The sequence below is a fragment of the Peribacillus aracenensis genome, assembly GCF_025175645.1.
Classification (GTDB): Bacteria; Bacillota; Bacilli; order Bacillales; family DSM-1321; genus Peribacillus; species Peribacillus aracenensis.
Genome location: NZ_JANZMJ010000001.1, coordinates 132540 through 148364, shown reverse-complemented (window position 1 = coordinate 148364; position 15825 = coordinate 132540). Strand labels below are relative to the sequence as shown.

At 41.3% G+C, this 15825-nt stretch carries 14 protein-coding genes; all 14 read right to left on the bottom strand.

Annotation, left to right across the window (positions count from 1 at the left end; translation table 11 throughout):
* Window positions 1-184 precede the first annotated feature (184 nt).
* The gene (locus N0M92_RS00725; RefSeq protein ID WP_311202496.1) at window positions 185-1603 is read right to left on the bottom strand and encodes a C40 family peptidase; all 1419 of its coding nucleotides are present in this window, start codon (window positions 1601-1603) and stop codon (window positions 185-187) included.
* Between the two features lie 521 nt (window positions 1604-2124).
* Window positions 2125-3189 carry a sulfate/molybdate ABC transporter ATP-binding protein gene (locus N0M92_RS00720; RefSeq protein WP_192203783.1) on the bottom strand — a complete coding sequence of 355 codons (1065 nt, stop codon included), beginning with the start codon at window positions 3187-3189 and terminating at the stop codon, window positions 2125-2127.
* Between the two features lie 10 nt (window positions 3190-3199).
* Window positions 3200-4084, bottom strand: coding sequence for a sulfate ABC transporter permease subunit CysW (cysW, locus tag N0M92_RS00715; RefSeq protein ID WP_260284064.1), 885 nt, complete (start codon window positions 4082-4084; stop codon window positions 3200-3202).
* 11 nt (window positions 4085-4095) lie between these two features.
* Window positions 4096-4935: a sulfate ABC transporter permease subunit CysT gene (cysT, locus tag N0M92_RS00710; RefSeq protein ID WP_260284063.1), complete on the bottom strand. Its 840-nt coding sequence runs from the start codon at window positions 4933-4935 to the stop codon at window positions 4096-4098.
* A 70-nt stretch (window positions 4936-5005) separates the two neighbouring features.
* On the bottom strand, window positions 5006-6037 hold the full coding sequence (locus N0M92_RS00705; protein ID WP_192203780.1) for a sulfate ABC transporter substrate-binding protein: 1032 nt from the start codon (window positions 6035-6037) through the stop codon (window positions 5006-5008).
* Window positions 6038-6283: 246 nt separating this feature from the next.
* Window positions 6284-6937, bottom strand: a complete 654-nt coding sequence (nadD, locus tag N0M92_RS00700) for a nicotinate (nicotinamide) nucleotide adenylyltransferase (RefSeq protein WP_260284062.1) — start codon at window positions 6935-6937, stop codon at window positions 6284-6286.
* Window positions 6938-7231: 294 nt separating this feature from the next.
* The gene (locus N0M92_RS00695) at window positions 7232-7357 is read right to left on the bottom strand and encodes a hypothetical protein (protein WP_260284061.1); all 126 of its coding nucleotides are present in this window, start codon (window positions 7355-7357) and stop codon (window positions 7232-7234) included.
* A gap of 23 nt (window positions 7358-7380) precedes the next feature.
* Window positions 7381-8226, bottom strand: coding sequence for a tryptophan 2,3-dioxygenase (gene kynA, locus N0M92_RS00690; protein ID WP_260284060.1), 846 nt, complete (start codon window positions 8224-8226; stop codon window positions 7381-7383).
* A gap of 17 nt (window positions 8227-8243) precedes the next feature.
* Window positions 8244-9593 (bottom strand): amino acid permease, encoded by a 1350-nt coding sequence (locus N0M92_RS00685; protein WP_260284059.1) that lies wholly within the window; start codon window positions 9591-9593, stop codon window positions 8244-8246.
* An 80-nt stretch (window positions 9594-9673) separates the two neighbouring features.
* Window positions 9674-9850 carry a hypothetical protein gene (locus N0M92_RS00680; RefSeq protein ID WP_260284057.1) on the bottom strand — a complete coding sequence of 59 codons (177 nt, stop codon included), beginning with the start codon at window positions 9848-9850 and terminating at the stop codon, window positions 9674-9676.
* Window positions 9847-11364, bottom strand: coding sequence for a carboxylesterase/lipase family protein (locus N0M92_RS00675; protein ID WP_260284056.1), 1518 nt, complete (start codon window positions 11362-11364; stop codon window positions 9847-9849). Before N0M92_RS00675 ends, N0M92_RS00680 begins: the two co-directional genes overlap by 4 nt.
* A gap of 224 nt (window positions 11365-11588) precedes the next feature.
* A complete protein-coding gene (locus tag N0M92_RS00670; protein ID WP_192203773.1) occupies window positions 11589-12002 on the bottom strand; it encodes a MerR family transcriptional regulator in 414 nt (137 codons plus the stop codon).
* An 84-nt stretch (window positions 12003-12086) separates the two neighbouring features.
* Window positions 12087-13727, bottom strand: coding sequence for a SulP family inorganic anion transporter (locus N0M92_RS00665; RefSeq protein WP_260284330.1), 1641 nt, complete (start codon window positions 13725-13727; stop codon window positions 12087-12089).
* A 550-nt stretch (window positions 13728-14277) separates the two neighbouring features.
* Window positions 14278-15687: a GH1 family beta-glucosidase gene (locus tag N0M92_RS00660; RefSeq protein ID WP_260284055.1), complete on the bottom strand. Its 1410-nt coding sequence runs from the start codon at window positions 15685-15687 to the stop codon at window positions 14278-14280.
* Window positions 15688-15825: the final 138 nt, after the last annotated feature.

Sequence of the window (15825 nt, the reverse complement as noted above, 5' to 3'; positions counted from 1 at the left end):
TTTAATAGTATGGAATGTCGATTCTATAAATGTTTTCCCAGATTTACTGAAAGTCCACATCACCTATCCTTGTTTTATCTTATAGTATTTACGTTCAATTTCAAAATAAGTTTCATTTTTTTCGATTTTTTTCAAAAAAAAAAATAAGCAGGGGCATTTACTCCCCTGCTAACTTAAAGAACGATTAGTTTACACGAACGACACGGCCGTTGAATTTACTTGCCCAATATCCGCTTTCCATATTGGCGATCGCAACACCTGTTGAACTTTGGGAACCGATAAATTTGCCGCCGCCGACATAAATACCGACATGCCCATCAGTTTTGTAGGTATTGAAAAACACTAAATCTCCAGGTTGCATTTGACTCTTGGATACTTGACGTCCTGCACTTGTCAATGCACCCGTATTTGCTGGAAGGTTCACACCAGCTTGTTTATAAGCCCATGCAACGAATCCTGAACAATCGAAAAGACCGTTAGCGATATCGGATGCCGTTCTTCCGCCACCAAATTTATAAGTGGAGTTACCGATATATTTATAGCCGGCTGTAATGGCCGAGCCTGTATTTGCACTGCTAGGCTTGCTTGATGTTTCAGTTTTACTTACTGCTGGCTTACTAGCTGCTGCAGGTTTATCAACAGAACTGCTTTTAGATGAATTAGATGATGCTTCACCTTTAGACGAACCAGATGCTGACGATTCAGCTTTAGAAGCACTTGTTGATTCTTTGCTAGAAACACTTGTTGATTCTTTGCTAGAAGAACTTGATGATCCATCATTGGAAGAATTTGAAGAATTCACTTCTTCAGCAGCACGGTCAAGATCCGCTTTCTCTGCTGCTTTACGTTCTTCCTCTTTTTTGATATTTTCACGAATGGATGCAATTTGTGATTCTAAACCGGCATCTTTATTCTCTAAAGATTGTTTTAGGGCCTTTGTTTCCGATTCTTTCTTTTCAACGATTTCCTTCATTTTGACAGTTTCAGCTTTTTGATCTTTAATTTGAGATTGCATGCCCTTAAGTTCTACTTCCATATCCTTTAGGCTTTGCAATTTTTTCTCAACAGTCGCTTGTTTTTTTTCTAAGTCAGCTTTATCCGCTTCCTGTTCTCTTAGAATCTGTTGGTCAGCTTCCACGATGGTGGCTACCGCTCCAACACGATTAACGAATTCACCAAAGCTTTTAGAACCTAAAACAACTTCCAGGTACTCAACGTCCCCGCCGCTCTCTTGGAATGAAAGCGCGCGCTCTTTCAAGACTTCCTCGCGTTTTGCGATTCTTTCTTCCAACGCTTTAATTTCTTTCTTTAAAGAATCTATGTCTTTTTCGGTGTCTTTAATTTCTTGTTTAGTATCTTTGATTTTTTGGTCATTTTCTTTCATTGCCGATTCTATCTGGGCAATTTGTGCATTCATCTTCGTTTGTTCTTTTTTCAATTCCTGAATAACTTGTTCTGCCTCTGAAATATCTGATTGTATTCCTGTGCGTTGTGATTGAATATCCGAGATAGATTCAGCTTTTACAGACGGTATGGCAAAAGCGCTCCCTAATCCAAGCATAATTGTCGTGTTCAATACGATAAGTTTTTTCTTCAAACTCATTTCCCCTGCTTTCCTCCCCTTGCATTTCCATCGACCCACTTCTTTTTCTCTATGAAAAATTATTAGTCAAAATAAATTGCTGGGAACTCTTCTCTATTTTTTTTACTCTTTATGTAATCTTCTAACGTTGTGATTGTATTAAATACATTTCTTAAACTCTACTATGTTTTCATCTAAGTCGTAGTATATCATCAGATTTTGTCAAATGCGTAATAACAATATTACAATTATATTTCAATTTTAACATTAAACATAAAAATTCGACTTTTTCTCGTGATATAACATCCAATATCTTACATAACACTCTTCTTATTTTGATGCAAGACTTTTTATCTAGTGTATGGCACCATGTGACCATAGACTATTGACGGGTAAAAACTCTCCATTTCCGATTGCAAGGAAGCCCTTTTATAACAGTTTGCAGCTTATTTACCTTTACGGGAAGTTCCTGCTGTCAGCATCCTTAAAAAAACTAAAAAAAACCGCTCTTAGCGGTTTTTCCGTCAATATTCGACCCATTCTTAAATCCCAGCCATAAAGTCGACAAAAACTCTCAATTCTTTTGGACGGACATATACCCTTTCCCCTTTGCTTATTCCCAGATTCAAATATTGTTCTTTCGTCAGTTCGATTTCCAGCGGTTCGTTTGTATCCTGACGAATGACTTCTATCCGGACGATGGGGCCAATCGTATGGATATGGTCAATGATGGATGCGATCGAGTCCTTTTCCGATGGTTCTCTTTCTATGATAAAGTTATGATTCCTTACATAACCAGTGCCCATTCCATCTTCAATGTCCGGGGCATTCATTTCCACATTCCCAGTTACCAATTTTCCTTTATGGACGTTGCCCTTTAATAGATTGACACTGCCGAGGAAATCATAAACAAAAGGATTTTCAGGGTGATCATATACTTCTTCCGGAGTTCCAATCTGTTCAATTTTCCCTTCATTCATGATTACGACCCGATCGGCAACATCCATCGCCTCTTCTTGATCATGCGTCACGAACACACTCGTAACATTGAATTCGTCGTGAAGCCTTCTTAGCCAACGCCTAAGTTCTTTGCGAACCTTGGCATCCAATGCCCCGAATGGTTCATCAAGCAAAAGGATATTCGGTTCAACCGCAAGTGCCCTTGCCAATGCGACACGCTGCCGCTGGCCGCCAGATAATTGGGATGGATAACGATCTTTATATCCTTCCAACTTTACAAGCTGAAGCAATTCAGTGACTTTTTGTTCAATATCTTTTTTACTTGGCCTTATTTTTCTAGGGCGGACCTTTAATCCATAGGCAATGTTATCAAAAATCGTCATATTTCGAAAAAGGGCGTAATGCTGAAAGACGAATCCCACATTTCGATCTTTTACATGTTTATGCGTATAATTCTCTTCATTGAAGAGGATCCTTCCGTTCTCTGCTTGTTCAAGACCGGCGATGATACGCAGTAATGACGTTTTCCCCGATCCGGAAGGGCCAAGGAGGGCTACGAGTTCACCGCTCTTTATTTCCAAATTGATGTTTTGGAGTGCTTGATAGGACCCGTAATATTTTGTAACATTTTCAATGATGATACTCATTTCATTCCTCCTAACTCGCTTTGGTTGATTTAAAGTCGGTTTTCCATTCTATGAAACTTTTAATGATCAAGGTCATGATTGCAAAGATGGACATCAGGGATGCAACGGCAAATGCAGCCGAAAATTGATATTCATTGTATAGGATTTCAATATGAAGCGGCATCGTATTGGTCATGCCCCGTATATGGCCCGATACGACCGATACAGCCCCAAACTCTCCGATTGTCCTTGCATTGCAAAGGATGACTCCATATAGAAGTCCCCATTTTATATTGGGAAGCGTCACATACCAAAATGTCTTAAACCCTCCAGCACCCAGCGTGAGTGAAGCCTCTTCTTCAGACGTCCCCTGACTTTGCATGAGCGGGATCAATTCGCGTGCAATGAATGGAAAGGTGATGAAGATGGAAGCGATGACAATCCCCGGTACTGAAAATATCACTTTAATGTCAAAGGATTGCAACAGCGGACCAAATGTTCCATGTAAGCCAAACAGAAGAACAAAAATCAACCCAGCAATGACGGGTGAAACGGAAAAAGGCAAATCTATCAGTGTTATTAAGAAGTTTTTTCCCTTGAAATCATATTTTGTTATGGTCCACGCAGCCACAATTCCGAATATGGCATTAAGTGGCAAGGTGATGAGGACAACGATCAATGTTAACTTAATCGCAGCCAAGGAATCAGGGTGGGCAATGGCCGCAAAATAGGCTTCTGCACCTTTTTCAAAAGCCTTTACAAAGATTGCGATTAATGGGACAACTAAAAACAAAGTCAAAAATAGCAATACAATTGAAATAAGGACCCATTGTATCGATTTAGGCTCTTTTGTTGCGTTTCTCGTAATGCTGACTGGGTGCTTCGTTTCAGCAACCACTGAATTACCATGTTCCATCATATTTCCTCCTACTTCCCTGAATACCTTTTGCCGGTCCACCATTGCAAGATATTGATGGTGAACAAAATTATAAATGTAATCATGAGCATGACGGCCGCAATAGCTGTTGCCCCTTCATAATCATATTGTTCAAGCTTTGTCATGATGATCAGCGGGGAAATCTCCGTTTTAAACGGCATATTTCCGGCAATGAAGACTACGGACCCATACTCTCCAAGTGCTCTCGCAAACGAAAGTGCAAAACCCGTCAATATCGCTGGAATCAATTCCGGGAAGATGATTTTAATGAATGTCTGCATTCGATTCGCCCCTAAAGAAGCAGACGCTTCTTCCATCCCTTTTTCGATATTTTCAAGCACCGGTTGAACCATCCGCACCACGAATGGAAGGCCGATAAATATTAGGGCGATGATGATTCCGGCAGGAGTGAAAGCGATTTTAAAACCGAAAAATTGCCCAATCCATCCGTTCGGTGAGTACAGGGTGGTCAAAGTAATTCCTGCCACGGCAGTCGGGAGGGCAAAAGGCAAATCCACCAGTCCATCGATGATGCGTTTGCCGGGAAACTCATAACGAGTAAGCACCCAGGCAATTAACACACCAAAAACTGCGTTCACAAAGGCCGCAGTTAACGCTGTCAGGAAACTCAATTTATACGAAGCAACAACCCTCGGCTCAGTTATGGTCGCCCAAAAGTCCTGAAGCCCCATTGAAAATGTGTTTAGAAAAACCATGGATAACGGAATCAAAACGATGATGGAAAGATAGAGTAACGTAAAACCCATCGTCAATCCAAAACCGGGTATGGTCCTCTTTTTCGTCTGTTTACCTTCTGTCACTATATTCATAGCTTCGCCTCAGCTCTTTTTCCGATTTATGAAGGAGAAGGTGATAAAGCCATCTTCTCCTTCATGCTTATTACTGTTGATAAATCTCGTCAAATGTTCCGCCATCATTAAAATGTGTTTCTTGGGCCTTTTTCCAGCCGCCAAACGTATCTTCAACAGTCACCATATCGATTTTTGCAAATTGGTCTTCGTATTCAGCCAGAACCTTCTCATCCCTTGGACGATAGAAGTTTTTCGCGGCAATTTCCTGACCGACATCCGTATATAGGTATTCCAGGTAAGCTTCAGCCACTTCCTTTGTTCCTTTTTTCTCGACCACTTCATCGACAACAGCTACCGGTGGCTCTGCTAATATACTGATGGAAGGATTGACGATTTCATATTTGTCATCACCGAATTCTTCCAGTGTTAAATAGGCTTCATTCTCCCAAGCGATAAGTACGTCACCAATACCCCTTTCTACAAAAGTCGTGGTTGCACCGCGGGCCCCTGAATCCAGGACTTCAACGTTCTGATAAAGTTTTTTCATGAAATCCTTCACTTTTGTTTCGTCCTTATCGAAATTCTTCTCCGCATAAGCCCAGGCAGCCAGGTAATTCCACCTTGCCCCTCCGCTTGTCTTTGGATTTGGTGTAATGACGGATACATCCTTTTTAATAAGATCATCCCAATCTTTAATGCCTTTAGGGTTATCTTTTTTCACCAAAAACACAATCGTTGATGTGTATGGTGTCGAGTTTTCCGGTAAACGTTTTTGCCAATCCTTCGCTAATAGGTTACTCGCTTCATAAATGGCATCAATATCATAAGCCAATGCCAATGTAACGACATCCGCCTCCAATCCATCAATAACGGCCCTGCCCTGTTTACCAGATCCGCCATGTGATTGTTGAATCGTTACATCCTGACCGGATTCTTCTTTCCAGTGCTTCACGAACGCTTCATTGAATTCCTGGTACAGTTCCCGTGTCGGATCATATGACACATTCAGTAGCTCGACTGACTTTGATGACCCGTCCCCTTCCGTTTTTTCCGAGTTGCATCCTGCAAGTACACCGAAGGCTAAAATCAAACTTGTCAATAATACCATCAATTTTTTCATGGAATCCCCCCTGTTTTTTGCAACAAAAAAAGCACACTACTTCCCTTTTTATTTTTGGAGATAGTATGCCTTCAGTTCTCTGATCAGCAAATATTCTGAATTTATTTATATTAACATAAAACAAAGTATACCAAGTTGTCAACTGAGTTTTATAAATAAACATGTACTTTTATTTCAATGCAAACTTCCCAAACGAAAAGGGCTCGATCCAACAGGGAGATCGAGCCCTTTAATACCTGGCCAACACTATGAATTTGATGCTTTTTGATACAGCTTATTGTCCACGATATACTGATAACATTGATCAGGCAGTAAATATCTTGGCTCCCCGCCCATCGCGAATTCATCCCTTATATATGTAGAACTGATTTCCATGGAAAGACCTTTATCTATAAGGTGAAATGTATTGCCATCATCATAATTTCTTAGCAATGGACTTTTGGATATAATTTTCAACATATCGATCCCATTCCGTGCCATGACGATGAATTTATGATTGGCAATCAATTTTTCCCTGAATTTCCATCGTAAGTGTACCGGTAACTCTTGATTATCAATATCTTCAAGTAAATCTGCACCCATTATGAAATAAACTTCGTCATTTGGAAATCGTGCTTTAAAATATTCCATCGTGTACCAAGTATATTGTTTACTCGTTCCGGCGCGTTCATTGATTTCATAATCACTAACTTCGAACAGCGGGTTGTCCCCTATTGCCAAATTCAGCATTTCCCAACGGTGTTCATTGCTCGTTTTCATCTGTTTATCGATACGGCCATTTGCGCAAGGTAAAAAAATCACCTTGTCTAGCTTTGCACGATGCGCAATGGTCGATGCTGTCCATAAATGCACATTCGTGACCGGATCGAAGGAAGATCCATAAACTCCAATTTTGCCCATCCTTATCTCTCCCCATCTGCCTTTCCTTTTCACAGCGACCCTGACCGGACTCCCTTCCCCTCATACAATCGGCAATGCGGCCAAGTCGTACAGTCCAGGCTCCAGTCCGTCAAGGACCAGCCCTTCCATTGACCTCTTGTCAGCAAGTGCCGGAACCCCCTGTATGCCTTCAAAATCTTTCATGCCAATGCTTCAGCTGCAGCTACCACAATAGCAGTGCCAAAATACAGCATTTCTTTCCATTTCCATGAAAGGGGGCATCCATTTGAGTTCCTAATGGGTACTCATCCGGATTTACCCTACATTGACAGTTAATCCTTCAGCCATTGATGAATTCAGCCGATATGAATATTGCGTATCTCCTGGCCAATATAGCGTATTTTCATTCAGGCGCTTTAAAATAACTAACCATTGATTCATGTATTTCTCCCGCAAATCAAAGCTTACAGTTTGGTCCTTAATGTCCAAAGCTCAGGAAAAAATGGCTGTTCGACCACTTTCTTCAGATAACTTATACCGGACGATCCGCCAGTTCCCTTTTTATTACCGATGATCCGTTCGACGGTGCTCATATGATTGAATCTCCAGAACTGTTGTTGACTTCCAATATCAACAAGCTTTTCGGCCAATTCATACAAATCCCAGTATTTATGCACATCACGGTAAACTGTCAGCCACGCGGTTTCAACACTTGCATTTTCCTGATAAATTACAGACCAATCCCTGTTGCGGGCCGAATGATCAATAGGAAGCCCTCTTGCAGCCAAAGCCCCTATAGCCGCATCATAAATACTAGGTTTATTCAAGGCTGCCAACATCGACTCATAAAGCTCGGGCTTGTGACGGAAAACGGCCAATATTTGCGAATTCTTTTGACCCATTGCAAATTCTATCAACCTGTTCTGATATGATTGGAACCCTGAAGAGTTTCCTAGTTTCTCCCGGAATTCCATATAATCGGATGGCGTCAAGGTCGAAAGCACATTCCAGGATTGAACAAGTTGCTGTTGGATCCTGGCCACTCGGGATAGCATCTTAAAGGAAGGCTCCAAACTTCCTGCCTCAATAAGGGCTGTTGCCGCAGTCAATTCATGGAGGATCAATTTCATCCATAATTCACTTGTTTGGTGAATGATGATGAACAACATTTCATCGTGATGACCGGAAAGCCGATGCTGGCTTGATAATATTTGATTTAAATGCAGGTAGTCCCCATAGGACATATCTTTTTCAAAATCAGTTACCATACTTTCTTCCGAACGGTGTTCATCTCTTGGACCCTTATCCATACTATCCCTCTTTCCCTTTACATTCTTTTGATTTTCGACATCAATACATAAACAATGCAAAGAAAGATCAGCCATGGTACACCGAACTGGAGTACAATTTTAAACGGGCCGGTGAACCAGGTGGATACCGTCAAAGCAAACAAAAGAAATGCACCAAGAATCGTTAGATATGGAAATCCATACATTTTAACCGGTAATTTGCGTCCCCCCGATTTCTCCCACCTCTTCCTGAAAAATAAGTGGGAAATGAACACCATGAACCAGGTAAAAATGGCTCCGAACATCGATATGCCCATCATGAATGCATATGAAGTATCAGGAAGCAGGACCTTCACTCCTGCAGCAAGAAATATGCCCAAAGTGGATATGAGAAGGGCCCTTACCGGGACTCCTTTATTACTCACTTTTTGAAATAGGGCTGGAGCCTGCTTCTGCTCTGATAATGAAAATATCATTCTGGTTGAAGCATATAATTGACTGTTCATTGCAGATATTGCAGCGGTTAAAATAATGAAATTCATGATCCCCGATGCCCCGGGAATATTCAGGATTTCCATTACCCTAACAAATGGGCTTTTATCAATACCGGCCGATTGCCAGGGAACAATTATTAACATGATCCCGATTGTCAGTACATAAAAAGTGGCAAGCCTGAAGACAGTTGCCTTCAAAGCTTTAGGGACGGCAATATCCGGATCCTTCGCTTCCCCCGCCGTCACCGCAATCAACTCAGTTCCTAAAAAACTGAAGAGAGAAATGAATATGGCGACCCAGAGGCCCCAAAAACCGAAAGGCATAAAACCGCCATCATTGGCATAGTTCTCTACACCGATCCCGCTTGACGGTTCGGCGCCAAACACCACGTAGGCGCCCAGTAGTATGAATATGACAATGGCGCTGATTTTGATCATGGAAAATACATACTCAAAATTCCCGAATGTATTGACACTCGTCGCATTTACATAGATTAGCAGTGCAGCAAAAAGGAAAATCCAAACGCTCCCAGGTACATCCGGGAACCAATATTTCATATAAACAGCGATGGCACTCACCTCGACACCGATGGCAAGGACATTCGCTATCCAATATGAATATCTCACAACAAAACCCGCAAATGGACTTAAATATTTTTCAGCAATGGTCCCAAAGGATCCCGATGTTGGGTGGGCTACAGTCATTTCCGCCAAACAGCCCATCAGCAGAAGGACAATGAATGCACCAATTGCATAGCTGATAAGTACACTTGGACCTGCCGTAGAAATCGCAAGGCCGCTCCCCAAAAATAATCCGGTGCCAATTGCACACCCCATGGCAATCATTGTGATTTGACTCGATGATAATTCACGATGCAGTTTATTTTTCTCCATATGTTGCTCCCATTCCAGGCAATGATTCCCCTTTTGTTTTCATAGTTTTCATATAATCTGCCGGGCTAGGCCCCAGCCGTCTATTCCATACCTTTTCCAATCTTCCAATGACAACTCATCCATGGATCCAAATAGAACCCTTCTCTGTAAGAAACTAATGGATCTTCCTGATCCAAAATTCCCGCATAATCTTTCGTTGACATGAAATTGTTGATATCCATGTTCTCCCCGCTTTCTTCCCATCCACTATTTTTCACTTGTAAATCCCCACCCCTTCCCATGCCAACCTTATCATCCTGTCAGGGTCTTTTTCAATATAATCCTTTTTATCAAAAATCATGGTGTAGTGGTTGGTTTCATCATATTTTGGCCAAATTTCACCTTCCGGGGGATTGGGGTTTCCATGTTTCGCAAAGTTAACCCAATGGCCCTGCATTCTGTGGGAAACCTTTAGGGCAGCTGACCTTGAACCGAATGAAGTGATCCGTTTCCCAAATGCCGAGTCGAAAGTCTGGAAGGCAAAAGGGATTTCCATACCATGCGTCGCCCCTAATTTACTTATGCACATTGCCGCCGTTTTATAATCAAAACGGTACATCCAAGTTTTTTTTTCAAAGCGGCTGTATGCCTCCGCATACCAAACCGAGGGAATATGGAAGGTCGCATCACGGCCAATGCCAAGCACAGCTTTCTTTTCTGGGTAGTTTATATAAGCATTCGTAATTCGCTCTTTCGCCTCTGGATCTGTATTTTCGAACATTTTATGGATCATTGCCGCATTAGTCGGGATCAAAGGGAGATCCATCTGTTCGAATAATGTCGCTTCGTCCCTATTTGTTCCTATAAGTAAGGGTATTCCCTTTGCTTTTCCGGATCGAATCGAATCTAGTGGATAATCGGGCAGGAAGTCACCATCTACGACAGGTCCAAAGGATAGTGAGCCCGGCATGGCTTGTGAGTTTTCCCGTAAGAGTTGGTAGGAGGCCGCGACAATCTCTTGAACTGGAAGTGTTTTTAACCGATGGATTTCATTCTTTCCAATGCCCAATATCTCAAGGAACCGTTCACTGAATTGGCGCGCAAATCCTTTTCCGTAAACAGATGTTGGAGCGGGACTTTCTGCAATGGCCTGTTTAAAAAGACCTCGCGCTGATGGAACAGTAAGTAAAGTGGTAACCGCATTGCCTCCAGCTGATTCACCAAATATCGTAACATTATCAGGGTCGCCGCCAAACGCTTCTATATTATCTTTAACCCATTTAAGAGACGCAACTTGATCACGTAAACCTAAATTGGTTTCAAATATTTCCCCATCACCTGCCAACTCGGTAAAGTCCAGATACCCCAGTGCCCCCAGCCTATAGTTAATGCTTACTACGACTACATCTCCATTTTTAGCCAGTAAATGTCCATTGTACATATCAAGGGATCCAGCTCCCGTTATATATGCTCCTCCAGGAATCCAGACCATGACCGGGCGCTTTTTATCATCAGCTCTTGGTGACCAAATATTCAGGAACAAACAATCTTCATCCATTTTTTCATTTCCGGCCATTCCTGTTCTTACCGCCCGATCCATCGGCTGCGGGGGAATGGCACCAAAATCCACTGCATCGATGACACCGCTCCACTTATCAACTGGCTCCGGTGAGCGGAAACGCAGAGCCCCGACCGGCGCTTTAGCATACCTGACTCCACGCCAAACGCATATATCGTTTTCCATAGTACCTTGAAGATGTCCTTTTACCGTCGTAACTATTGATCCAATCATTCCCTTTCACCTCATCATATAATAGTAGATATTTAAGTTCTTCTTTTTCCATTCCCTTATATCCTTCATCCTTATCGAAAAAAGATTTATAGAGTCAGTTAAGCAAAGATAAAGTACCGCTATCGTATAAAGCTCAGGTTATGAGTTTGGATATAGATTTTCAAATCACCAGTTCAACAAAAAAAGACCCAATCAGGTCTTTTTTGTTGAACTCGGCAATTAGCTTAAGTGAGCATGGCAATGATGCTCAATAAAGAGCTGCCCCGAACGGAAAGCTGTTGTGCAGCATATGTTAATTGCTGTTCATCGAGCTGTTCCAGTAACGGCTTTAATTCAAGCAATTCATTCTCCAGTCCTTTAAGATCTGTAGATATCTTGTCCACCATCAAGAGGACTTGCTCGGATTCAACTGTGGTTTCAGACAAGACTTGTAACCGTTCCTTGATTTCAGTCAACGGCATATTCTGTTCCTTATACCGATTAATCATTTGAAGACGATTTAAAGCATCTTCTGTGTAATATCGATATCTTGACCCAGTTTTTTCATAGTTCAGCATTCCTAATTGTGTGTAATAGTCAATGGTTCTTCGCGAAACATTCGCAAGTTCAGCAAGCTGGCCAATCCGATATACATTCACCCAGATAGTCACCTTCTTTTAAAATCTACTGTTAACGATACTATAACATAACTATCCTAAAAGGTGACTTCGAGGATGAATCTATTAGACTACTTTATCCGGATTGCCCTTCAACTGCTTCTTGGCAAAATACAGGGCATCTTCCTTCGATTTAAAAAAGTGCTGTTTTTCTATCTTATGATACAAACCTGTACTGAGTAACAATTCCTTTGGTTGCTGCTGGATTCCGGAAATGATTAATTTCCCCTTATATTTACCGATGCGATTAACAATCGCCAATAGTGCAGCCTCTGCTGAAGTGTCCATATATGTTACCCGGCGCATGCTTAATACCAACACTTTCGTCTTATTATCCAAGTTCTCCAATATCGATGACTCCAGGACGTCTATCGAACCAAAGAAGAGAGGGCCTTCCAAGTTATACACATTGATTTTTGACTCCGAATTATCAATTGGAACAATCTCAGTAATCTCATGACTTCTTTCCCTAACCTTTAACGTGTGGCTCATTTTTGCAATGAAGGTGATGAATGCAATCAATAAGCCGATTCCCACTCCCATGATTAAATCAGTGAAGACAGTGACGAGGAAGGTCACCAGCAAAACCGCAGAATCCGTCGTCTTCGTTTTCAATACATGTGCGAATTCCTTTCTTTCACTCATATTCCAGGCAACAAACATCAATATGGGAGCCATGCTAGCCAAAGGTATATGTGCTGCATATGGAGAAAGCACCAGCAAAACCAGTAAAACGACAATACCGTGAATGACTCCGGACATCGGGGAGACTGCCCCGCTTTTTATATTGGTAGCTGTCCTGGCAATAGCACCTGTTGCAGGTATCCCGCCGAAGAATGGGGTTGCGATGTTCGCAATTCCTTGCCCAACCAATTCCTTATTGCTATCATGCTTGGTTCCCCCCATGTTATCGGCCACGGTAGCGGATAACAATGACTCGACACCGCCTAACAAGGCAATTGTAAACGCAACGGGAAGGAGTGTGATAATGACTTCCACTGAAAGCTCCGGCACTTGGAATTCCGGAAAACCTTTCGGAATCGCTCCATACGTGGAACCAATCGTGGCCACCTTATCGGGAAATAAAAAGTAGGCTGCCATTGTTGATAGCAGCAGGCCCAGAAGCGGTCCCGGCACTCGGGGCAGGAGTCTAGGTGCCAGCAGTATGACGACAAAACATATAATCGCAACAAACACACTATATATATTGATCGTGTCTGCTTTAATCACCAGTTCCTTCATGTTATCCATGAACGCTTCATGTTTTTCCACTTTCATGCCAAAGAAGTTGGCAATTTGCCCTGAAAAGATTATTATCGCAATTCCTGTTGTAAATCCAATAATGACTGGACGGGGAATGAACTTCATCAAATTGCCCAACTTAAGAAGACCCATCAAGACCAATATCATCCCCGCTAAAAACCCGGCAATAAGCAGACTTTCATACCCATATTGCATGACGATTCCAAATAATAAAGGAACAAACGCCCCGGTTGGTCCTCCAATTTGATACTTGGAGCCACCCAAAATCGATATGAGGATTCCAGCGATGATTGTCGTATATAACCCATATATTGGTTCGACGCCTGAAGCAATTGCAAAAGCCAATCCTAAAGGAATGGCTACAACACCTACAACCAATCCTGCCGTTACGTCCTTTTGAAAACCCTTCATATTATACCCTTGAAATCTAGAATCTTTTATCATCCTTTTCAAACTCACATCCTTAGTCGTTTTTTTAATATGAATCTACCATCATCAGGAAAAATGACATTCTTTCATTCTTGAGGAAATTACTTGATCGAAATGAATCTAACTATTGTAGGTTGTTTCAACGGGACAAACCATTCGGGGGACTTTTCAAAACTAAGAAATAATCGTCATATGTAATCTCCTTTGTTAAGTTATTTGACATGGCCTCGACCACGCTTCAACATTATACAGTAAAACGTTAAACTGTACATTATTAGTAATATTAACATTTGTTTACAATTTTTCTGTCTTTTTTACATTTACATTACAATCCGGGACCATACTTCCAGTCTGGTTAATTTGAAGCTGGAGATTCAGACTACGAATCAGGAAGTTTGAACTTTGGACTAATTTCCCATGCCGGAAACCTTGATTACAATAGAAAAAGCATGTTTTGAGAAAGATTGCTCAAAACATGCCCTATAAACCTAATTTTGTATTTCGGCTCAGGCTCTATATATACACAAAAACCTTTTGATTAAAATCAAGAGGTTTTCTTTTTAGTTTACAGCTCTTCTCCCCTCGTCTCGATAATATGCTTATACCAATGAAACGACAGCTTCTTTTTCCGGTTTAACTGATCATGATGATCCACGTAAATAAATCCGTATTGCTTCTTATACCCGTTTAACCAACTTAATAGATCAATGACAGACCATGCGTAATACCCTTTTAAATGGATACCTTCTTTGATTGCACGTTTAATCACTTTTAAGTGTTCCTCAATATATTTAATACGGGGAACATCCACTATTTCACCATCGATAATCGGATCCTCATCACCAAGTCCGTTCTCTGTAACATACATTTTAATTTCACCATAACGTTCTTTTAACATATGCAGCCCATCTAAAAATCCTTGAGGTGAGATTTCCCAGCCCCATTTTGTATATGTTTTATCATCCATTTTTATGGTCCGATAAAAGCCATCAAAAGACGGATTCCCTGGAGCTAGAGTAGATGTTTCTCTTGAATGTTCGATGTTTGAAACGGCTTCCCGATTTTTTTCCACTCGAATGGGCTGGTAATAATTGAGTCCAATAAAATCATTTTTCCCCGCATTTCTTTTTAGCGTATCCAGTTCTTCTTCGGTCCAACTTGGAGTCCAGCCTTTTTCCTTTAATTGCTCAACCACATAAGCTGGATATTCACCTTTTAAAATAGGGTCATAATACCAAAAAGTTTCATATTCATTGGCATGCCGAGCAGCCAATACATTCTCATGTTTGTCATTTATACTGTAAGCAGGCAGGAAAACATGGGTAATCCCAATTTCACCGTAATGATTCAGTGACTTGTATACCTCTACCGCTTTTGCATGTGCATAAAAAACATAATGTGTCGCTTGAAAGTATTTATTTTCATCGTTTTGGATTCCAGGCGGGTGTGCTCCTTTTAAATAGCCCAGACCGCAAAACATAACCGTTTCATTAAACGTGATCCAATGTTTAATGCGGTCTCCGAAAGCGCGAAAGCAAATTTCCGCATACTTGACGAATGCTTCAGCTGTTCGCTTATTCGTCCATCCCCCATCTTGTTCAAGCGTCAAAGGCAAATCCCAATGATACAGCGTAACAAATGGAACAATCCCATATTTTAAGCATTCATCAATGACATTATTATAAAATTCCACGCCTTTTTCGTTTACTTCCCCGTCACCTGCCGGCAAAATACGTGCCCATGAAATGGAAAACCGGTACGATTCAAGTCCCATCTCTGCCATTAATTTAATATCTTCTTTGTAACGATGATAATGGTCTATCGCTACATCCCCGTTTGTACCTTCAAATGTTTTCCCTGGAATCTTTGAAAAGACATCCCAATTCGTTATACCTTTTCCATCTTCATCCCATGCTCCTTCTATTTGAAAAGAAGCAGAAGCTGCTCCGAATAAAAAATCGTGTGGAAATTTCATTACAACCCCTCCTTTTTCATACCAACCTAAGAAATTGATGATAATACATCTTGTTTATTGGTACAAATATTAATATGATTATATTACTTTCATTCATATTTGCCTACATAAACTTTGCATTAAAGATAGTATTCACTA